Here is a 21124-nt window from a genome sequence, read left to right as displayed (position 1 = left end):
GGCAGGTCGCATCCAGCACTGAGCGGCGGCGTCGATCTTGCACACTCGATTGCAGACCATTCAATCGGGGGGACGGGGCATGGTAAGTCAGGGATACAGTGCGGCAGAGCGTCTGGAACGCTTGCCCATCAGCGGTTATCACCGGGTCATTTTCATCATCATCGCCCTGGCGTTTTTCTTCGACTCCATGGACCTGGCGATGATGACGTTCCTGCTCGGCTCGATCAAAGCCGAGTTCGGCCTGAGCACCGCCCAGGCCGGCCTGCTGGCCAGTTCGAGTTTCTTCGGCATGGTGGTCGGCGCGTCGCTGTCGGGCATGCTCGCCGACCGCTTCGGGCGCAAGCCGGTGTTCCAGTGGAGCATCGTGCTCTGGGGCATCGCCAGTTACCTGTGCTCCACGGCGCAGACGGTGGACAGCCTGACCCTGTTCCGGGTGCTGCTGGGGATCGGCATGGGCATGGAGTTTCCCATCGCCCAGTCGATGCTCTCGGAGATGATCCCGGCCAAGCGGCGCGGGCGCTATATCGCCTTGATGGACGGCTTCTGGCCGCTGGGTTTCGTCGCGGCGGGCGTGCTCTCGTACTTCCTGCTGCCGCTGATCGGCTGGCGCGACATCTTCCTGGTCCTGGCGATCCCGGCGGTGTTCGTGCTGGCGATCCGTTTCTTCATCCCCGAGTCGCCGCGTTGGCTGGAGCAGGCCGGGCGGCACGCTGATGCCGACCAGGTGCTGCGGCGGATCGAGGATAAGGTCCGCGCCTCGTTGCAGCGCGCGGACCTGCCCGAGCCGGTGCGCCTGCCGCGGGTGGAGAGCGTGCCGGGGCACTTCTTCTCGGCCTTGCGCGAGATCTGGTCGCCGCTCTATCGCCAGCGCACGATGATGATCTGGAGTGTGTGGTTCTTTGCCCTGCTGGGTTTTTATGGCCTGACCTCGTGGCTCAGTGCCTTGTTGCAGCAATCGGGTTTCGCCGTGACTCAGTCGGTGTATTACACGGTGCTGATTTCCCTCGGCGGGATTCCCGGCTTCCTCATGGCCGCCTGGCTGGTGGAACGTTGGGGGCGCAAGCCGGTGTGTGTGATCACCTTGCTGGGCGGTGGGGTCATGGCGTTCTTCTACGGGCAGAGCGCGGTGTTCGGCGGCAACGTGGCGCTGCTGATCAGCTCCGGCCTGTTGATGCAGTTCTTCCTGTTCGGCATGTGGGCGGTGCTCTACACCTACACGCCTGAGTTGTATCCCACCTCGGCGCGGGCTACCGGCTCCGGGTTCGCCTCGGCGGTGGGGCGCATCGGGTCGCTGCTCGGTCCTTTGGTGACCGGCGTGGTATTCCCGATGACCGGGCAGGGTGGGGTGTTCGCCCTGGGCGCGCTGTGTTTCGCGGTCGCCGCGGCGGTGGTCTGGCTGTTCGGGATGGAGACCCGGGGCAAGACGCTGGAAGAGTTGAGCGAAGTCGGCGCCTGACTCGTAGCAGCTGCCGCAGGCTGCGATAAGGTTCGAAGAGCCTTTCGAGGCCCTCAAGAGCGGCGCCCGCTTCGCGGTCGATCGCAGCCTTCGGCAGCGGCTACAGGGTTATCGCGGGCAGGTTGCCCGCGATGGTGGTTTACGGCTTGACCAGCCGCGCATCCAGGCTGTTCTGCGCCAGGCGTTTGGCCTGGTCCTGGGTCATGCCCAGGTGGGTGTACAGGGCGTGGAAGTTCTCGGTGACGTAGCCGCCGAAGTAGGCCGGGTCATCGGAGTTCACCGTGACCTTCACCCCACGCTCGAGCATCTCGAGGATGTTGTGCTGCGACATGTGATCGAACACGCAGAGCTTGGTGTTCGACAGCGGGCAGACGGTCAGCGGGATCTGCTCGTCGATGATGCGCTGCATCAGTCGCTCGTCCTCGAAGGCGCGCACGCCGTGGTCGATGCGCTGGATCTTCAGCAGGTCGAGGGCTTCCCAGATGTACTCGGGCGGGCCTTCTTCACCGGCGTGGGCGACAGTGAGGAAACCTTCGCTGCGGGCCCGGTCGAACACCCGCTGGAACTTGCTCGGCGGGTGACCCATTTCCGAACTGTCCAGGCCGACCGCGACAAAGGCTTCGCGGAACGGCAGCGCCTGGTCGAGGGTTTTCTGCGCTTCGTCTTCGCTCAGATGCCGCAGGAAGCTCAGGATCAGGCCGCTGGTGATGCCTAGTTGCTGCTCGCCATCCTTGAGCGCGCTGGCGATGCCGTTGAGCACCACTTCGAAAGGAATGCCGCGATCGGTGTGGGTCTGCGGATCGAAGAAGGGTTCGGTGTGGATGACGTTCTGCTCTTTGCAGCGCAGCAGGTAGGCCCAGGTCAGGTCGTAGAAATCCTGGGAGGTGCGCAGTACGTCCGCGCCCTGGTAGTACAGGTCGAGGAACTCTTGCAGGTTGTTGAAGGCATAAGCCTTGCGCAGGGTTTCCACATCGCTCCAGGGCAGGGCGATCTTGTTGCGTTCGGCCAGGGCGAACAGCAGCTCGGGCTCCAGGGATCCTTCGAGGTGCAGGTGCAGTTCGGCCTTGGGCAAGGCGTTCAGCCAGTCGTACATGGGTGTGATCTCATCAGGTGCAGTCGAGCGCTGCGTGAACGTATTGCGCTCCATCATCCTGCGGCGAAAAGCCCACCGCAAGGTTCGATGACAGGCGCCGGCCCCGGGTTTAACCAGGGCTGCGCGGGCGCGTCAGGTTCCAGTCGCGCCCATAAGGGCAGGCATTCTACAGGCGCACGCGGACGATTCGGCAAAACCTGACCAGCCGGGCGATCAGGACGCTTGCGGTTCCCGGCGATAGGCATAGGTATCGGCGAACCGCGACAAGAGGAATTCGGCGCAGGTGGTGACCGGGTACTTCGGCGGATGCCCGGTATCCTGGCAGCCGGGCAGGCATTCGATGCGGGTATCCGGATGGGGTTCGGCGAAGAACGGCATCGAGTAGCGGTCCACCCCCAGCGGGCTGATCACCCGGTGCGGCGTCGACCGGTAACGGTCGTTGCTCCAGCGCGCCATCATGTCGCCGAGGTTGACCACGAAGGTGCCCTCGATGGGCGGGGCGTCGATCCACTGGCCCTGGACGTTGCGCACCTGCAGGCCGCCGGCGCTGTCCTGGTAGAGCAGGGTGATGCAGCCGTAGTCGGTGTGGGCGCCGGCGCCTTGCTGTTCGTCGCTGCTGGCGGTATGCCGCGGCGGGTAATGGATCAGGCGCAAGACGCTGACCGGCTCCTTGAAGCGGCGGTCGAAAAAATCGCGCTCGATGCCCAGGGCCAGGGTCATGGCCCGCAGCAGGGTCTGGGCCAGGGCCTGCATGTCCAGGTAATGCTGCTCCATCAGGGTTTCCCAGCCGGCGATATCCGGGTGCCGGTTGCTGCCGCGCAACGGTTTTTCCGCGAGCACTTCGGGATGCTCGGTCGGCAGGTGCAGGCCCATGTCGAAGGTTTCCTTGAGGTCGCTGGGTTTGTCCGGGTCCAGTTGCTCGGTGGCGATCGCGCCATAGCCGCGATGGTGGCGGGTCTGGGTGATATCGATCTTGAGTTTCTCGGCGGCCGGCAGGGCGAAGAAATGCCGGGCGGCGTCGAGCAACTGGCCGATGCGCCCGGAGGTGATCGGGTGGCCCTGGATATAGAAGAACCCCCACTCGCGGCAGGCACGGTCGATCTGCTGGGCGACGCTGTTCCAGCCTTGGGCGTCGTCGCCGTAGAGCGGGCTGATGTCGATGATTGGCAGCTGGTTCATATAAATGCTCTCAAGGTACTCACTGCCCTGTAGCCGCTGCCACAGGCTGCGTTCGATCTGGGCGGCACTCCGACGAAGGGGGCGTGCTCTGGATATCGAGCAAAGGACCTTCGGAACTTGGTGCAACCCGCGGCCGCGGCTACAGGCGAGTCATTTCGGAATGTCGGCCTTCATGCCTTCCACGTAATAGTTCATCGACGCGAGCTCTGCATTGCTGGCGCTGACCCCGGCGGCGAGTTTTTCCACGCCGGCCTGGTCCTTGATCGGCCCGGTGAACGGGTGGAAGGCACCGCTCTTGATGTCGGCGATGATCTGCTCGGCCTCACGCTTGACGTCGGCCGGCACCAGGTCGCTGATCGGCAATTGGACCGTGCCTTCCTTCAGGCCGCCCCAGTAGTCCTGGGATTTCCAGTTGTGGTCGAGCACGCCCTGGGTGGCCTGGATGTAGTGCGGGCCCCAGTTGTTGACGATGGAGGTCAGCACCGCTTTCGGACCGAAGTGGGCCATGTCCGAGGCGTAGCCCACGGCGTACACGCCACGGCGTTCGGCGGCCTGGATCGGCGCCGGGCTGTCGGTGTGCTGGAAGATCACGTCGGCGCCCTGGTCGATCAGGGCATTGGCGGCGTCGGCTTCCTTGCCCGGGTCGAACCAGGAGTTGACCCACACCACCTTGATCTCGGTGCCCGGGTTGTATTTGTTCAGGGCCAGTTGGATGGCGTTGATGTCGCGGATCACTTCCGGGATCGGGAAGGAGGCGATGTAGCCGACCTTCTTGCTCTTGGTCATCTTCGCCGCGAGGAAACCGCCGACGTAGCGACCTTCATAGGTGCGGGCCAGGTAGGTGCCGAGGTTCTTGTCCTGCTTGTAGCCGGTGGCGTGTTCGAAGGTGGTCTTGGGAAACTGCCTGGCGACTTTCAGGGTCGGGTTCATGTAGCCGAAGGAGGTGGTGAAAATCAGGTCGTACTTATCCTTGGCCATGTTGCGGATCACCCGCTCGGCGTCGGCGCCTTCGGCAACGTTCTCCACATAGTTGGTCTTGATCTGCTCGCCGAACTTCTCCACCAGCGCCAGGCGCCCCTGTTCATGCTGATAGGTCCAGCCGTGGTCGCCGATCGGGCCGATATAGACGAAGCCGACCTTCAACGGATCGGCGGCGCTGGCGCCCAGCGAGACGCTCAGGCCGATGGCCGCGGTGAGGGCGCACAGCAGTTTTTGCAACGGACGTTTATGCATGAATCCGGACTCCATTTTGTTGTGGGGCGTGGCTGGGCTCTAAGGCTTGAATGGCTCAATGCAAATAGCTGACCAACAGGACAACAAAATCTTCGGAGACCAGGGTGAAGCCTTCGCGGGCAAGCCTCGCGCCTACAGAGTCGCGGCGATCATGGGATCCGGCATGGCGTAAAACCTGTAGGAGCGAGGCTTGCCCGCGATCAATCTCAAGGCCGCCCAAGAGCTAACCCGGTGCGCCACGTCCACTTCATGCCAACCCCTGGTGCACTAAGGTGTAACGAAACATTAGTGACTCCATGCAGTCTTTAGCTCATCTCTTTCTGCTCGATTTATCCGGTCAAAGGACTGCAATGTTCACTTCACTCAAGCAAGAAAGTTTTCTGCTGCTGGCGCTGCTCGCGGCGCTGGTTGCCTATCCGCTGGAGCATGCGCTGCTCAACAGCGGCCAGGGCGTGGCGCTGATCTCGGGGTTGGTGCTGATCGGTTTTATTGTCGCGGCCTCGATGCGCGTCGCCCATCACGCCGAGCTGCTGGCGGAGAAGGTCGGCGACCCCTACGGCACCATGATCCTGACCCTGGCCGCGGTCCTGGTGGAGGTGGTGATCCTGGCGATCATGATGAGCAACGAGGCCTCGCCGACCCTGGTGCGCGACACCATCTATTCGGCGGTGATGCTCGACATCAACGGCATCCTCGGCCTGGCCGCGCTGATGGGCGGGATCAAGCATGGCGAGCAGGCCTACAACGACGACTCGGCGCGTTCCTACAGTGTGATGATCCTCACCGCCATGGGCGTGTCGATGGTAGTGCCGGAGTTCATTCCCGAGTCGAAATGGAAGCTCTACTCGGCCTTCACCATTGGCGCCATGGTGCTGTTGTACACCCTGTTCCTGCGCATGCAGGTCGGCGCCCACAGCTACTTCTTCAGCTACAGCTACCCGGAAAAACGCCGCAAGAAAGAACCGACAGAAGATCAGTCGGCGCCTGTCAGCCTGGCGTTTTCCATCGCCACCCTGGTGTTCGGCGTGGTACTGATCGGCGCGTTGGCGGAGGTGATGTCCAAGACCCTCGACCTGGGGCTGGAAGGCACGGGCGCGCCGCCGGTGATCACGGCGATCCTGGTGGCGGCGATTTCCGCGGCGCCGGAAATCCTCACGGCCCTGCGCGCGGCGTTAGCCAATCGCATGCAGTCGGTGGTCAACATTGCGTTGGGCGCGTCGTTGTCGACGGTGATCCTGACGGTGCCGGTGATGGAGGCGATGGCGCTCTACACCGGCCAGCCGTTCCAGATGGCGATGACCCCAGTGCAGACGGTGATGATCTTCATCACCCTGATCGTCAGCGCGATCAACCTCAATGACGGTGAGACCAATGCCATCGAAGGCATGACCCACTTCGTGCTGTTCGCGACCTTCATCATGTTGTCGTTGTTGGGGCTGTAAAAGCTTCGCGGGCAAGCCTCGCTCCTACAGATGCATGGAGCGTGGCTTGCCCGCGAACGCGTCCGGTGTCAGGCGCCGGCGATCAGCTGCCGGGCCGCCTGGCTGTGATCGGCAATCAAGCCCCTCAGATCCAGGCCCTCGACCTGCCCGTCGATCACCCGCCACTGGCCGCCGACCATCACCCGGTCCGCCCGGTCCGCGCCGCACAGCAGCAACGCCGACAACGGATCATGGCTGCCGGAGAAGCGCAGCTCATCGAGCTTGAACAGCGCCAGGTCGGCCTGCTTGCCCACGGCCAGCTCGCCGATATCGCTGCGCCCCAGCAGCCGTGCCGAACCCTGGGTGGCCCAGCCCAGCACCAACTCCGGGGTGATCTTTTCGGCGCCGTAGCGCAGGCGCTGCAGGTACAGGGCCTGACGGGTTTCGAGAATCATGTTCGAGGCGTCGTTCGAGGCCGAGCCATCCACGCCCAGGCCGACGGGCACGCCGGCGTCGGTCAGTTCCAGGGTCGGGCAGATGCCCGAGGCCAGGCGCATGTTGGAGCTCGGGCAATGGCAGATGCCGGTCCCGGCGGCCCCGAGGCGGGCGATTTCATCCGGGTTGAAATGGATGCCGTGGGCCAGCCAGGTCCGCGGGCCGAGCCAGCCGACGCTGTCCAGGTAGTCCACGGTGCGCAGGCCGAAGCGTTGCAGGCAGAAGTCTTCCTCGTCGAGGGTTTCCGCCAGGTGGGTGTGCAGGCGCACGTCGAGTTTTGCCGCCAGCTCGGCGCTGGCCGCCATGATCTCTGGGGTCACCGAGAACGGCGAGCAGGGCGCCAGGGCGATCTGGATCTGCGCGCCGGCGCCGCGTTCGTGGTACTCGGCGATCAGCCGCTGGCTGTCGGCGAGAATCACCTCGCCCTGTTGCACGGTCTGTTGCGGCGGCAGGCCGCCATCCGCTTCGCCGAGGCTCATGGAGCCGCGGGTGAGCATGGCGCGCATGCCCAGTTCGCGCACGCTGGCCACCTGCACGTCGATGGCGTTTTCCAGGCCTTCGGGGAACAGGTAGTGGTGGTCGGCGGCGGTGGTGCAGCCCGACAGCAGCAGTTCGGCCAGCGCCACTTTACTGGCCAGGGCGAGTTTCTCCGGGGTCAGCCGGGCCCAGACCGGGTACAGGGTTTTCAGCCAGGGGAACAGCGGCTGGTTGACCACTGGCGCCCAGGCGCGGGTCAGGGTCTGATAGAAGTGGTGATGGGTGTTGATCAGCCCCGGCAGCAGCACATGCTCGCGGGCATCGAAGACCTGTCCACAGGGCTGGGCGGGTTGCTGGCCGGCGCCGAGCACTTCGACGATCAGGCCGTCTTGCAGCACCAGGCCACCACGGGCGTCGAGGGCATTGCCAGTGAAAATGGCGAGGGGATTCTTTAACCAGGTACGGGTCGCAGGCATGATGGCCGGCTCCTCTGAAAGTGGGTTCAGGTTAGCCAGCTCAGTGTTGCCCTGTCTGCTGATCCAGGGGCGTCAGGATCGACGCGGGGTGCAGTTTACGGCGAGACCGCGTTGCGGTCTATCGCTGGCCAGCTCGCCCTCCGTAGGCGCAAGGCTAGCCCGCGATGACGTCCTGTAGCCGCTGCCGAAGGCTGCGTTCGACCACGCAGTGGGCGCTGCGATGTCAGCCGCGGGAAGGCTCTTCGCGCCTTATCGCAGTCTCTGGCAGCGGCTACAGGTGCAGGCTTACCAGGGAATGGTTTCGCCCTTGTAGTTGACAAAATGGTGCCCGCCCTTGCCGGTATAGGCATTGATCTGCTCGATCAGGCCGCGGGTGCTGGTCTCGACGTCGATGTCCGCGCCTTCGCCGCCCATGTCGGTCTTCACCCAGCCCGGGTGCAGCGACAGCACGGTGAGCTTCTGCTCGAGCTGGGTGACGAAGCTGTTGGTCATGGAGTTCAGTGCTGCCTTGCTCGCCTTGTACAGCGCCAGCTCCGGCGCGTCGGGCATGGTCACGCTGCCCAGCACCGAACTCATGAACGCCAGCACGCCGCTATCCGGACGGATCTGCGGGAGGAAACGCTGGGCCAGGTTGATCGGCGCCACGGCGTTGGTGAAGAACAGCTGGCCGACTTCCGCCAGGGTCGCCTTGCCTGGCGTCTGGTCGTCCGGCCCCTTGACCCCGGCGTTGACGAACAGCAGGTCGAACACTTCGCCTTTGAGCTTCTGGTTCAGGGCGATCACCGCCTGCTGGTCGTCCATGTCCAGTTGCTCGATACGGACCGGGCCCAGGGCCTTGAGCGCCTCGGCTTTTTGCGGGTTGCGCACGGTGGCGCTGACCTGCCAGCCAGCGTCCAGCAGACGTTGCACCAGGCCCAGGCCCAGGCCTCTGGAGGCGCCGATGATCAGTGCGGTTTTTGGCGTAGACATGCGGGGATTCCTTGATGAGTGAAGATCATGGATTTAATGGGCAACGCTGGCCGAGCCGTTGTCGCAGCTCCTGGCGCAACTCGCCCAGTTCGCTGATTCGGGTCTCGATCAGGGTCAGTTTGTCTTGCAGCAGTTGCGTCACGGCGCTGTCCGGATCGCTGGCATGCCAGATCGCGGCAACGCTGCTGCCGATCTCGCCGAGGCTGAAGCCCAGGCGCTGCGCGGTCTTGATGTAGAGCACCAGCTGCACCATGTCGCTGGGGTATTCACGATAGCCGTTGGCGCTGCGTTGCGCCGCGATCAACCCGCGCTGCTCGTAGAAGCGCAGGGTATCGCGGCTGACGGCGCAGGCCTGGGCAAGTTCACCGATGCGCATGCTGGAGTCTCGGAAGGGCTTGACCCTGGAGCATACTCCAGGCTTTAGCTTATGTGCTCCTTGAATATCCGGAGCGATCCTTTATGTGGAGCACAGCGCAATACCGTCAATTGGTGCGGGCCAGCGGTTGGTACGACCTGATCGTCACCGCCGCCTTTGTCACCCCCTGGAGCTTTCTCGCCCTGCACGGCCTGATGCAGCAGTGGAGCCAGGCCCTCGACCTGCCCGGCGCACTGCCGCCGTTCGAGCCCATGCACATGCTGATGGTCAACCTGATGGGCTCGATCGTCTGCGTGTGGTCGGTGCTGCGCATCCGCGATCCGCAGCTGGCCTTCGGACGCTACGATGCCACCGGCCGGCTGCTGTTCGCCACCTGGCAGATCTACGCCCTGGCCCAGGGTGGCACGGCCTTGATCGGCGTGATCCTGTTTTTCGAGCTGGCCTGGGCGGTGGCGCAGTTGTGGCCGGTTCGCGAGCAGGACAGACGCCTCGACCCCTTGCCAGGGATTCCGTAGGAGCGAGGCTTGCCCGCGATAACGCCCGCCCGAACGCTACCTATCGCCCCGCCTGCCACGGTTGCCCCAGCGAAACCGGCGCATACAGGCGGGTGCGCAGCGCATCCCGGGACAGCAGCACCAGCACCAGGATGGTCGCGGCATACGGCAGCATCGCCAGCAGGTTCGAGGGGACCGCCAGGCCCAGGCCTTGCGCCACCAGATGCAGGATGCTGGCGAGGCCGAACAGGTAGGCGCCGAGCAGCAGGCGCCACACCCGCCAGCTGGCGAACACCACCAGCGCCAGGGCGATCCAGCCGCGCCCGGCGCTCATGTTTTCCGCCCACATCGGTGTGTAGGCCAGGGACAGGTATGCCCCGGCCAGGCCGGCCATGGCGCCGCCGAACAGCACCGCCAGGGTGCGTACCCGCAGCACCGGCAGGCCCATGGCGCTGGCCGCGTCGGGGTTTTCGCCGACCGCCTGGATGATCAGGCCGACCCGGCTTTTCAGGATCACCCAGGCCACCAGGGCGAACAGGGCGAAGGACAGGTAGACCAGCAGGTCCTGGGCAAACAGCATGCGCCCGATCAAGGGGATCTCGCTCAGCAGCGGAATCGCCATGGGCTCGAATCCGGCCAGCGGTTTACCGACCCAACTGGCGCCGACGAAGCTCGACAGCCCGACCCCAAAGATGGTCAGGGCCAGGCCGGTGGCCACCTGATTGGCGTTGAACACCAGTGCCACTAGGGCGAACAGCGATGACAGCAGCATCCCGGCGAGCATCGCCAGCAGCACGCCGAGCCACAGGTTGCCGCTGTTCAGGGCGACGATAAAACCGATCACCGCGCCAAACAGCATCATGCCTTCCTGGCCGAGGTTGAGGACGCCGCTCTTTTCGCAGATCAGTTCGCCCAGGGCCACCAGCAGCAGCGGCGTACCGCAGCGGATCATGGCGTAGAAAATATTGCTCAACAGATCGATATCCATCACAGCGCTCCTGCCTGCACGCAAGGGTTGGCGGCGCGACGTGCCCAGCGCAGGTTCAGGCGCGGCCGATAGAGAATCAGCACGTCACTGGCCAGCAGGAAGAACAGCATCATGCCCTGGAACAACTGGGTGATGGCTTGCGGCAGGTTGAGGCTCATCTGCGCGTTCTCGCCACCGATGTACAGCAGCGCCATCAGCAGGCTGGAGAACAGAATGCCGATCGGGTGCAGGCGGCCGAGAAAGGCCACGGTGATCGCCGCATAGCCATAGCCGGGCGATACCTGGGGCACCAGCTGGCCGATGGGACCGGTGACTTCGCACACCCCGGCCAGGCCGGCCAGCCCACCGCTGATCAGCAGCGCCAGCCAGATCAGGCGCTTCTCGCGAAAACCGACGAAGCCGGCGGCGCGCTTGTCCAGCCCCAGCACCTTGATCTGGAAACCGACGAAGCTTTTTTGCAGCAGCACCCACACCGCCACCAGGGCCAGCAGGGCGAAATACACCCCGGCATGCACCCGGCCGTCTTCCAGGAGCAGCGGCAGGCGGCTGGCATCGCCGAACATCGCCGACTCGGGGAAGTTGAACCCGGCCGGGTCTTTCAGCGGCCCGTGCACGCAGTACAGCAGCAGGTTCAGGGCGATGTAGTTGAGCATGATGCTGGTGAGGATTTCATTGGCGTTGAAGTGCGTGCGCAACCAGGCGGTGAGGCCGGCCCAGGCGGCGCCGGCCAGGGTGCCGGTGAGCAGGATCAGCACCAGCGCCCAGCGGCTTTGCAGGTCGATGATGTTCACCGCCAGGGCGCTGCCGGCCAGGGCGCCGAGCAGCAACTGGCCTTCGGCGCCGATGTTCCAGATCCGTGCCTGGTAAGCCACGGCCAGGCCGAGGGCGCAGAGCAGGATCGGCAGGGCCTTGACCAACAGTTCGGAGACGCCATACAGGTCGCTGATCGGGGCGATCAGCAAGGTGTGCAGGGTTTCCAGCGGGTCGTGGCCCAGGGCGACGAACAGCAACGAGCCACAGCCCAGGGTCAGGGCGGCGGCCAACAGCGGCGAGCACCAGAGCATCAGGCGCGATTGCTGGCCGCGGGGTTCGAGAGAAAGCAGCATAAATAAACAGCTCCGTTACGCTGGCTGAGCGGATAGGTGGACGGGGGTATCGAACTGGCCGGCCATCCAGCCGCCGACTTCGACCAGGCTGGTGTCCGCGGTGGCCTTGAGGGCCGACAGGCGACCGCTGCACAGGGCCGCCAGGCGATCGCTGATCTGGAACAGTTCATCGAGGTCTTCGGAGATCACCAGGATCGCCGCGCCCGCATCGCGCAGGGCCACCAGGGCCCGATGGATAGTCGCGGCGGCGCCGACGTCGACGCCCCAGGTCGGGTGCGCGGCGATCAGCAGCCTGGGGCGCTGGAGGATTTCCCGGCCGAGGATGAATTTCTGCAGATTGCCGCCGGACAGGCTGCGGGCGGCGGTCTGGCTGTCCGGCGTTTTCACCGCGAAGCGGCGAATGATGTCCTCGGCCAAGGCCAGCACCTTGCCGCGCTGAATCAGGCCGTTGCTCACCAGCCCATGCTGGAAGGCGGTCAGCAGGGCGTTGTCCGCCAGGCTCAGTTCCGGTACGGCGCCGTGGCCCAGGCGCTCGGCCGGGACGAACGCCAGGCCCAGTCGGCGGCGGGCATCGGGATGCAAATGGGCAACGTACTGGCCGGCGAAGCGCAGGGTGGAAGCGGCGGTACGGCCAAGATGCTGTTCGCCGCTGAGCAGGGCCAGCAGTTCGTCCTGGCCATTGCCGGCGACCCCGGCAATGCCGACGATTTCACCGCTGCGCACGTCCAGGTCGATGTCCTGGAGCGAGCAGCCGAACGGGTCCGGATTGGGCCAGGACAGTTTCTGTACCTGCAAGAAGGCCTCGCCGCCCTTGGCCTTCGGGTAATCGGTGATCAGGCTCGCGGCTTCGCCGACCATCAGCCGCGCCAGTTCCTGGTCCGAGCATTCGGCGGGTATGCAGTGCCCGGCCACCCGTCCACCGCGCAGCACCGTGGCGCTGTGGCACAGGGCGCGGACTTCGCCGAGCTTGTGGCTGATGAACAGAATGCTGCAGCCCTCGCTGGCCAGGCGGCGCAGGGTGACGAACAGTTCGTCGGCTTCCTGGGGCGTCAGCACCGAGGTCGGCTCGTCGAGGATCAGCAGGCGGATGTCCTGCATCAGGCAGCGAATGATCTCCACCCGCTGGCGTTCGCCGATGGACAGGCTGTGCACCAGGCGTTCCGGCTCCAGGGCCATGCCGTAGCGCTGCGAGACCTGGCGGATCTTCGGCTCCAGCTGCTTCGGTGTGCCGGCCGCGGTGCCCATGGCCAGGGCGATGTTCTGCGCCACGGTCAGGGTCTCGAACAGCGAGAAATGCTGGAACACCATGCCGATCCCCAGGCTGCGCGCCTGGGCCGGATTGCGCATGAGCTGATGCTGTCCCTGCCAGATCACCTCGCCCGAGTCGGCCTGGGTCACCCCGTAGATGATTTTCATCAGGGTGCTTTTGCCGGCGCCGTTTTCACCGAGCAGGGCGTGGATTTCCCCCGGCTGGATACTCAGGTCGATCCCGTCGTTGGCCAGGCAACCGGGATAACGCTTGGTTATTCCGCGCAGTTGCAGGCGGGGTGTTGCAGCGGGGATGGGAACAGGGTTGGGCATGACGGACTCGGGTTGCTGAACGTTATGCCGGTGGATAAAGCAATTTCCTGGCCAGTGAGTCAGGAAACTACCGAGACCCCGATGAACTGCGGCCTCGTGCCCCCTTTGCTCGTTACCTGCACCGCTATTCGGCACCAGTTCAGGGCAAGGAGCTTGAAACGGCGGCGGTTTTGCCCGAACGGTCTGGTCGAAAAATGATCAGGTGCCTGCAAGCCTTGCGCTCTATGCGGCTGGCGCAGCCTTGCACGGGTTATCCACAGCTTGTTCCACAGTATTTGTGTGCAAGCCCGAAGGCCGGGCATAAGCACTGTGTGGCTTTCTTCTAAAAGCGATAAACCACGCTAACTTACTGTTTTAATTTGAAAAATATGTTTTTGGCGGGTGATTGGCTGAAAAGTGAGCAATCGCTGCAAAGCCACGTGACAGAAGGGTTACAGGCAAGTGTGCTCAGGTTATCCACAGTCGGGTGCACAGCAGGTGTGGGCAAGTCGGCTATCCACCGGGCCGTTGTGCACAGGATGATTTCGAGGCGTTGGTGCGTATTGGTGCGCTCAGCGCTGCAAGAGGATGCGCCCGCGACTCAGGTCGGCCAGCTGGCTTTGTAAGGTGGCGATCTGGCTTTCGCCCAGGGCCAGTTGCAGTTCTACGCCGTTGGCCGTGAAGTGTTCCTCGACCAGCAGCCCGCCGAGTTCGGCGACCCGCAGCTTGACCAGTGCCAGCTCGCTGAAGCTGCAGGCGCAACGCAGGGCTACGCGGCTGATCAGTTCGATGCGTTCGGCGCCTTGCAGGCATTTGTTGGCGCTACCACCATAGGCGCGGGCCAGGCCGCCGGTGCCCAGCTGAATGCCGCCGTACCAGCGAATCACCAGGACCGCGACCTGATCGCAGTCCTGGGCTTCGATGGCCGCGAGGATCGGGCGGCCGGCGGTGCCGCCGGGCTCGCCGTCATCACTGCTGCGGTATTGCTCGGCGAGTTTCCAGGCCCAGCAGTTGTGGGAGGCATTGGGATCGCTGTGCCGTTCGATAAAGGCTTGGGCCTCGGTCGCGCTGCTGATTGGCGCGGCGAGGGCGATAAAGCGGCTTTTGCGAATCTCTTCGCGGTATTCGCAAAGGCCGGCGAGGGTAAAGGGCATGCGTTGTGTTCTTTATAAGGCAGGCTTGAGACCGCAACCCTTGAGGATGATGCGGATCAGGTTGTTGCCGGCGTCTTCCATGTCCTGCTTGGTCAGCTTGCTGCGACCGGTGACGCGGCAGATCTGGGTGGCGAAGTCGGCGTAATGCTGGGTGCTGCCCCACAGCAGGAAGATCAGGTGCACCGGGTCCACGGGGTCCATCTTGCCGGCGTCGATCCAGGCCTGGAACACCGCGGCGCGCCCCTGGAACCAGGCGCGGTAGTCCTGGCTGAAGTATTCGCTGAGGCATTCGCCGCCGCTGATGATCTCCATGGCGAAGATTCGCGAGGCCTGCGGCTGGCGCCGGGAGAACTCCATCTTGGCGCGGATGTAGCGGGTCAGCGCTTCGGCCGGGTCGTCCTCGGCGGTCAGGGTGTTGAAGGTGCTGTCCCACAACTCGAGGATGTTGCTCAGCACCGCGACATACAACCCAAGCTTGTTGGTGAAGTAGTAATGCAGGTTGGCCTTGGGCAGGCCGGCATTCTGCGCGATGGTGTTCATGCTGGTGCCTTTGAAACCGTGACGGGCGAACTCGTCTTCGGCGGCCTTGATGATCGCTTCTTCGTTTTTCTGACGAATACGGCTGGCGGGCTTGGCGGTTTGAGGGCCGGCGTGGGCTGGGACTTCAAGGGTCATAGGCATTTCCGAGCTGTTCTGTGGGTGCAACCAGTGCGTTGATAGCGCACCCACAGGCCTCAGACAAGTCTTAATGGGCAGAAAACCCTCAAAGCGGTTCCAGGGTGTCGCTTTCGCCGGCCGGATTTGCGCTACGCAGCGCGGCCCGATCTTCCGGCAGCAACAGGCACATGAGGATCGCGGTCAGGCCGCCGCTGGTGATCGCCGAGTCGAACAGGTTCTGCACCACCTTGGGCAACAGGTGCAGCAGGTTCGGTTGCGCCGCGATCCCCAGGCCGACGCCGAAGGAGGTGGCGATGATCAGCATGCTGCGCCGGTCCAGCGGTGCCTGGGCGAGGATGCGCACGCCGGCCGCGGCGACGCTGCCGAACATCACCAGGGTGGCGCCGCCGAGCACTGGCTTGGGGATTTGCTGCAGCACCGCGCCGATCAGTGGAAACAGGCCCAGGCAAAACAGCAACAGGCCGATGTACAGCCCGACATGGCGGCTGGCCACGCCGGTCAGCTGAATCACCCCGTTGTTCTGGGCGAAGGTGGTGTTGGGGAAGGCGCTGAAGGTCGCGGCGATCATGCAACTGACGCCGTCGCCGAGAATGCCGCCCTTGAGCCGGCTTATATAAGAAGGGCCGCTGATGGGCTGGCGGGCGAGCATGCAGTTGGCGGTCAGGTCGCCGACGGTTTCGAGGGTGCTGATCAGGTAGATCAGCGCCACGGGCAGGAACGCCGTCCAGTCGAAGCTGAAACCGAAGCGGAAGGGCGTCGGCAGGCTGATCAGCGGCAGGTCGGGCAACGCCTGGGGCACCAGCTTGCCGCTGAACCAGGCGGCGAGGCTGCCCAGGGCCAGGCCGATGATGATCGCCGACAGCCGTACCCAGGGCGTGTTCGAGCGGTTCAGCAGGATGATGGTCAATAGCACCAACAGGCCCAGCGCCAGGTTGCCCGGCGCGCCGAAATCCGCGGCATTGAAGCCGCCGCCCAGGTCGGTGATGCCGACCTTGATCAGGCTGACACCGATCAGGGTAATCACGATGCCGGTGACCAGCGGGGTGATGACCCGGCGCAATTGGCCGATGAATCGGCTCAGGACGATCTGCACCGCCGCGCCGAAAAAGCACACGCCAAAAATCATCGCCAGGATGTCTTCCGGGCTGCCGCCCCGTTGCTTGACCAGAAAACCCGCGGACAGCACCGCGCCGAGGAAGGCAAAGCTGGTGCCTTGCAGGCAGATCATCCCCGCGCCGATTCCGAACGGCCGACGCGCTTGAATGAAGGTGCCGACGCCGGAAACCATCAGCGCCATGCTGACCAGGTAGGGCAGGTGGGCGCCCAGGCCCAGGGTCGAGCCGATCACCAGTGGCGGGGTGATGATGCCGACGAAACTCGCCAGCACATGCTGCAGGGCGGCGAGGATCGCGGCGAGTGGTTTCGGGCGATCGTCGAGACCGTAGATCAGGTCGCTTTGGCGCAAGGTGTCTGGCTGCATGGACGGGGAACTCAGGGCTGATGGTTCAAGGTCATCGTGCCCTGCAAAAAGCTGTCCATGTGCTCAGGTTATTGCCTGTGTTTGCCGTTATGGGGCAATGGGGGCGGGGCTTTTATAGTGTCGTAGGTTTTTTCAGCGGGTGGCCGCCAGGCTGTCCAGGAAGCTTTCCAGCACCAAATGGGGGCGACGGCCCTTGCGTGTGACCGATGCCAGGCTCAGGTCATAAAAACGTGAGCCGGGCTTGAGCGCGCGCAGTCGTCCCTGCTGGACCCAGAGGCTGGCGTAGTGGTCCGGCAGGTAGCCAATGTAGCGTCCGGTGAGAATCAGGAACGCCATGCCTTCGCGGTCCGAAGCGCTGGCGGTGCAATTGAGCGCCTGGTAATGGGCCTGGATCTCGGCGGGCAGGCGGAAGGTCGGGGCGATGGCGTCCTGCTCGTTGAGGCGCCTATCGTCCAGTTGCTTGTCGTCGACATAAAACAGCGGGTGGCCGACGGCGCAATAAAGCAGCGAGCGTTCGCTGTACAGCGGTTGGTATTCCAGCCCGGACAAGGCACTGGCCTGGGGCACTACGCCGACATGCAGGCGCCCGTCGAGCACGCCTTGTTCGACTTCGTTGGGGGCGATCATGCGGATCTGGATCTGCACGTCCGGCCCGCGCTCCTTCAGTTGCGCCAGTGCATGGGTGATGCGCATGTGGGGCAGGGTGACCAGGTTGTCGGTCAGGCCGATGATCAGTTCGCCACGCAGGTGCCGGTGCAGGCCGTTGACCTCGGTACGAAAGCTTTCCAGGGCGCTCAACAGTTGCAGGGCCGATTGATATACCTCGCGACCCTCTTCGGTCAGCGAGAAACCGGCGCGTCCGCGTTGGCACAGGCGCAGGCCGAGACGCTGCTCGAGGTCGCTCATCTGCTGGCTGATGGCCGAGCGACCGATGCCGAGCACAGTTTCCGCGGCGGAGAAGCCTCCGCACTCGACCACGCTGCGAAAGATCCGCAGCAGGCGGATATCAAAGTCGCTGACTTGCGCCAGCGGGTCGGCGCGACGGCTGCTCATAGTTTAGTGGGCCACTGACTGAAGGTTATAAAAGTTGGATTTCACCGACTTTATAGCCGTGGCAACTTAGCTGCAACAACGCTTTCCGATCCCTGCGCCGCTTATTGCCCTGCGAGGTTTTGCCCCATGAACATGCATGAAAACGCTCCAGCTTCCCTGGCCAGCCAGCTCAAGCTCGATGCTCACTGGATGCCCTACACCGCCAACCGCAACTTCCAGCGCGATCCGCGCCTGATCGTCGCCGCCGAAGGCAGCTGGTTGGTCGACGACAAGGGGCGCAAGGTCTATGACTCGCTGTCCGGCCTGTGGACCTGTGGCGCCGGCCACACCCGCAAGGAAATCCAGGAAGCGGTGGCCAAGCAACTGGGCACCCTCGATTACTCGCCAGGCTTCCAGTACGGTCACCCGCTGTCGTTCCAGCTGGCCGAGAAAATCACCGCGCTGACCCCGGGCAATCTGAACCACGTGTTCTTCACCGACTCCGGTTCCGAATGCGCCGATACCGCGGTGAAAATGGTGCGCGCCTACTGGCGCCTGAAAGGCCAGTCGACCAAGACCAAGATGATCGGCCGTGCCCGTGGCTATCACGGCGTGAACATCGCCGGTACCAGCCTCGGCGGGGTCAACGGCAACCGTAAACTGTTCGGCCAGGCGATGATGGATGTCGACCACCTGCCGCACACCCTGCTGGCAAGCAACGCGTTCTCCCGTGGCATTCCGGAGCAGGGCGGTATCGCCCTGGCCGACGAACTGCTCAAGCTGATCGAACTGCATGACGCCTCCAACATCGCCGCGGTGTTCGTCGAGCCTCTGGCCGGTTCCGCTGGCGTGCTGGTGCCGCCACAGGGTTACCTCAAGCGCCTGCGGGAAATCTGCGACCAGCACAATATCCTGCTGGTGTTCGACGAAGTGATCACCGGTTTCGGCCGTACCGGCAAGATGTTCGGTGCCGACAGCTTTGGCGTGACCCCGGACCTGATGTGCATCGCCAAGCAAGTCACCAACGGCGCGATTCCGATGGGCGCGGTGATTGCCAGCTCCGAGATCTACCAGACCTTCATGAACCAGCCGACCCCCGAGTACGCGGTGGAATTCCCCCACGGCTATACCTACTCGGCGCACCCAGTGGCTTGCGCGGCCGGTCTGGCGGCACTGGATCTGTTGCAGAAAGAAAACCTGGTGCAGAGCGTCGCTGACGTGGCACCGCATTTCGAGAAGGCACTGCACGGCATCAAGGGGACGAAGAATGTCATCGACATCCGTAACTACGGCCTGGCCGGTGCCATCCAGATTGCCCCGCGCGATGGCGATGCCATCGTGCGTCCGTTCGAAGCGGGCATGGCCCTGTGGAAAGCCGGTTTCTACGTACGCTTCGGCGGCGACACCCTGCAGTTCGGCCCGACCTTCAACAGCAAGCCGCAGGATCTGGATCGTCTGTTCGATGCCGTCGGCGAAGTGCTGAACAAGCTCGACTGATTCCCAAAAACTGTAGGAGCTGAGCTTGCTCGCGATGGCGTACTTATAGGCGCCACCGTGGTTTGGCTCATATTCAAAGTCATCTATATAGAGCAGGCGCCCCTTGGCGGGCGCCTGTGGACAACTTCAGGAGTTCCCCGATGAGCGTTATCCCGCATTTGATCAATGGTGAACTGGTGACCGAGAGTGGTCGCGCGGTCGATGTGTTCAATCCGTCCACTGGTCAGGCGATCCACAAGCTGCCGCTGGCCAGCCGCGAAACCATCCAGAGCGCCATCGATGCCGCCAAGGCTGCCTTCCCGGCCTGGCGCAACACGCCGCCGGCCAAGCGTGCCCAGGTGATGTTCCGCTTCAAGCAATTGCTGGAGCAGAACGAATCGCGCATCGCCCAGCTGATCAGCGAAGAACACGGCAAGACCCTGGAAGACGCCGCCGGTGAGCTCAAGCGCGGTATCGAAAACGTCGAGTTCGCCTGTGCCGCTCCGGAAATCCTCAAGGGCGAGTACAGCCGCAACGTCGGCCCGAACATTGATGCCTGGTCCGACTTCCAGCCGCTGGGCGTGGTTGCCGGCATCACCCCGTTCAACTTCCCGGCGATGGTGCCACTGTGGATGTATCCGCTGGCGATCGTCTGCGGCAACTGCTTCATCCTCAAACCATCCGAGCGTGACCCGAGTTCGACCCTGCTGATTGCCCAGCTGCTGCTGGAAGCCGGCCTGCCGAAAGGCGTGCTGAGTGTGGTGCACGGCGACAAGGCCGCGGTGGACGCGCTGATCGAAGCGCCGGAAGTCAAGGCACTGAGCTTCGTTGGTTCGACGCCGATTGCCGAATACATCTACGCCGAAGGCACCAAGCGCGGCAAACGCGTGCAGGCACTGGGCGGCGCGAAGAACCACGCTGTGCTGATGCCGGATGCCGACCTGGACAACGCGGTCAGTGCCTTGATGGGCGCGGCCTATGGTTCCTGCGGCGAGCGTTGCATGGCGATCTCGGTTGCCGTGTGTGTCGGCGACCAGGTGGCCGATGCGTTGGTGGCCAAGCTGGTTCCGCAGATCAAGGCGCTGAAAATCGGTGCCGGCACTTCCTGTGGCCTGGACATGGGGCCGCTGGTCACAGGGCAGGCGCGGGACAAGGTCAGCGGTTATGTCGAGGATGGCGTGAAGGCGGGCGCGAAGCTGGTGGTCGACGGTCGTGGCCTGAGCGTGCCGGGTCACGAAGAAGGCTTCTTCCTCGGTGGTTGCCTGTTCGACAACGTCACCCCGGAAATGCGCATCTATAAAGAAGAGATCTTCGGGCCGGTGCTGTGCGTCGTGCGGGTGAACAGCCTGGAAGAGGCCATGCAACTGATCAACGATCACGAATATGGCAACGGCACCTGCATCTTTACCCGTGACGGTGAAGCGGCGCGCCTATTCTGTGACGAGATTGAAGTCGGGATGGTGGGGGTCAACGTACCGCTGCCGGTACCGGTGGCATACCACAGCTTCGGCGGCTGGAAGCGTTCGCTGTTTGGCGACCTGCATGCCTACGGTCCGGACGGTGTGCGTTTCTATACCCGTCGCAAGGCGATCACTCAACGTTGGCCACAGCGTGCCAGTCATGAAGCCTCGCAGTTCGCCTTCCCTAGCTTGTAATAAGTAGAAGGGTATTAAAGGCCGCCCCCTTGGGGGCGGCCTTTGCTTTTAGGGGCTTTTTGACTGATATGACAGATTTGTGAAAATAAGTGTTGACGGCAGATTCTGGAAGTCTATAATTCGCCCCACTTCCGGCGCAGTCGAAGCGGAAAACTCCTTGAGATTCAACGAGTTAAGCGGTTTTCGACAGCGGTTACGCTTCAGTTTATCGAAGCCCGAAGGAGTTGATTCGGCAGTCAGTTTTCGCCGAGTTAACGATTCGATCTTCTCGGTCGAAAGCGGAGAAAAAGAGGTGTTGACAGCAGCGTGTAACGCTGTAGAATTCC

Annotated in this window: 19 protein-coding genes; 5 read left to right on the top strand and 14 right to left on the bottom strand. The window is 63.6% G+C overall.

All coding sequences use genetic code 11. The annotated features are described in order from the left end of the window. Positions 1-79: 79 nt before the first annotated feature. Entirely contained in the window at positions 80-1456 is a 1377-nt protein-coding gene (locus J4E58_RS22345) for an MFS transporter (RefSeq protein ID WP_087092527.1), read from the top strand. A gap of 139 nt (positions 1457-1595) precedes the next feature. On the opposite strand, the gene J4E58_RS22340 is transcribed toward J4E58_RS22345, so the two are convergent. The 3 genes from J4E58_RS22340 to J4E58_RS22330 form a co-directional block, all read right to left on the bottom strand. Beyond that, the gene (locus tag J4E58_RS22340) at positions 1596-2549 is read right to left on the bottom strand and encodes an adenosine deaminase (protein ID WP_007923280.1); all 954 of its coding nucleotides are present in this window, start codon (positions 2547-2549) and stop codon (positions 1596-1598) included. 213 nt (positions 2550-2762) lie between these two features. Further along, positions 2763-3728: a 2-oxoglutarate and iron-dependent oxygenase domain-containing protein gene (locus tag J4E58_RS22335; RefSeq protein ID WP_087092526.1), complete on the bottom strand. Its 966-nt coding sequence runs from the start codon at positions 3726-3728 to the stop codon at positions 2763-2765. Positions 3729-3878: 150 nt separating this feature from the next. After that, positions 3879-4961, bottom strand: a complete 1083-nt coding sequence (locus tag J4E58_RS22330; RefSeq protein WP_087092525.1) for a BMP family ABC transporter substrate-binding protein — start codon at positions 4959-4961, stop codon at positions 3879-3881. A 350-nt stretch (positions 4962-5311) separates the two neighbouring features. Between J4E58_RS22330 and J4E58_RS22325 the strand changes: the two genes are divergently transcribed. Next, positions 5312-6403, top strand: coding sequence for a calcium:proton antiporter (locus J4E58_RS22325; RefSeq protein WP_087092524.1), 1092 nt, complete (start codon positions 5312-5314; stop codon positions 6401-6403). Between the two features lie 68 nt (positions 6404-6471). On the opposite strand, the gene J4E58_RS22320 is transcribed toward J4E58_RS22325, so the two are convergent. The 3 genes from J4E58_RS22320 to J4E58_RS22310 all read right to left on the bottom strand — a co-directional run bounded on the left by J4E58_RS22320 (position 6472) and on the right by J4E58_RS22310 (position 9175). After that, positions 6472-7830 (bottom strand): 8-oxoguanine deaminase, encoded by a 1359-nt coding sequence (locus tag J4E58_RS22320; protein ID WP_087092523.1) that lies wholly within the window; start codon positions 7828-7830, stop codon positions 6472-6474. Between the two features lie 285 nt (positions 7831-8115). After that, a complete protein-coding gene (locus J4E58_RS22315) occupies positions 8116-8799 on the bottom strand; it encodes an SDR family oxidoreductase (RefSeq protein WP_087092522.1) in 684 nt (227 codons plus the stop codon). 25 nt (positions 8800-8824) lie between these two features. Further along, entirely contained in the window at positions 8825-9175 is a 351-nt protein-coding gene (locus tag J4E58_RS22310; RefSeq protein ID WP_053259523.1) for a MerR family transcriptional regulator, read from the bottom strand. An 83-nt stretch (positions 9176-9258) separates the two neighbouring features. Here J4E58_RS22310 and J4E58_RS22305 point away from each other — a divergent pair, with 83 nt between their 5' ends. Next, a complete protein-coding gene (locus J4E58_RS22305; RefSeq protein ID WP_087092521.1) occupies positions 9259-9690 on the top strand; it encodes a hypothetical protein in 432 nt (143 codons plus the stop codon). Between the two features lie 40 nt (positions 9691-9730). On the opposite strand, the gene J4E58_RS22300 is transcribed toward J4E58_RS22305, so the two are convergent. The 7 genes from J4E58_RS22300 to J4E58_RS22270 all read right to left on the bottom strand — a co-directional run bounded on the left by J4E58_RS22300 (position 9731) and on the right by J4E58_RS22270 (position 17688). Then, entirely contained in the window at positions 9731-10657 is a 927-nt protein-coding gene (locus tag J4E58_RS22300; RefSeq protein WP_007930689.1) for an ABC transporter permease, read from the bottom strand. Further along, on the bottom strand, positions 10657-11763 hold the full coding sequence (locus J4E58_RS22295) for an ABC transporter permease (protein WP_087092520.1): 1107 nt from the start codon (positions 11761-11763) through the stop codon (positions 10657-10659). Before J4E58_RS22295 ends, J4E58_RS22300 begins: the two co-directional genes overlap by 1 nt. 15 nt (positions 11764-11778) lie before the next feature. Next, the gene (locus J4E58_RS22290; RefSeq protein WP_087092519.1) at positions 11779-13344 is read right to left on the bottom strand and encodes an ABC transporter ATP-binding protein; all 1566 of its coding nucleotides are present in this window, start codon (positions 13342-13344) and stop codon (positions 11779-11781) included. Positions 13345-13895: 551 nt separating this feature from the next. Next, a complete protein-coding gene (locus tag J4E58_RS22285; protein ID WP_007930693.1) occupies positions 13896-14477 on the bottom strand; it encodes a YigZ family protein in 582 nt (193 codons plus the stop codon). Between the two features lie 12 nt (positions 14478-14489). After that, positions 14490-15152: a TetR/AcrR family transcriptional regulator gene (locus tag J4E58_RS22280; RefSeq protein WP_007930696.1), complete on the bottom strand. Its 663-nt coding sequence runs from the start codon at positions 15150-15152 to the stop codon at positions 14490-14492. Positions 15153-15240: 88 nt separating this feature from the next. After that, complete coding sequence (locus J4E58_RS22275; RefSeq protein WP_087092518.1) at positions 15241-16635, bottom strand: uracil-xanthine permease family protein; 1395 nt, start codon at positions 16633-16635, stop codon at positions 15241-15243. 132 nt (positions 16636-16767) lie between these two features. Further along, positions 16768-17688: a LysR family transcriptional regulator gene (locus J4E58_RS22270; protein ID WP_007930700.1), complete on the bottom strand. Its 921-nt coding sequence runs from the start codon at positions 17686-17688 to the stop codon at positions 16768-16770. Positions 17689-17814: 126 nt separating this feature from the next. Here J4E58_RS22270 and J4E58_RS22265 point away from each other — a divergent pair, with 126 nt between their 5' ends. Together J4E58_RS22265 and J4E58_RS22260 are read left to right on the top strand one after the other, a co-directional pair. Then, on the top strand, positions 17815-19164 hold the full coding sequence (locus tag J4E58_RS22265; RefSeq protein WP_053259531.1) for an aspartate aminotransferase family protein: 1350 nt from the start codon (positions 17815-17817) through the stop codon (positions 19162-19164). Between the two features lie 140 nt (positions 19165-19304). Further along, positions 19305-20798, top strand: a complete 1494-nt coding sequence (locus J4E58_RS22260; protein ID WP_007930704.1) for a CoA-acylating methylmalonate-semialdehyde dehydrogenase — start codon at positions 19305-19307, stop codon at positions 20796-20798. 48 nt (positions 20799-20846) lie between these two features. Here J4E58_RS22260 and J4E58_RS22255 read toward each other — a convergent pair. Beyond that, the coding region (locus tag J4E58_RS22255; RefSeq protein WP_207255329.1) for a hypothetical protein at positions 20847-21124 on the bottom strand (278 nt) is incomplete at its 5' end.

Origin of the sequence: Pseudomonas sp. FW305-25 (genome assembly GCF_017351415.1) — a bacterium.
GTDB lineage: Bacteria > Pseudomonadota > Gammaproteobacteria > Pseudomonadales > Pseudomonadaceae > Aquipseudomonas > Aquipseudomonas chlororaphis.
This window is presented reverse-complemented; position numbering and strand designations above follow the sequence as displayed.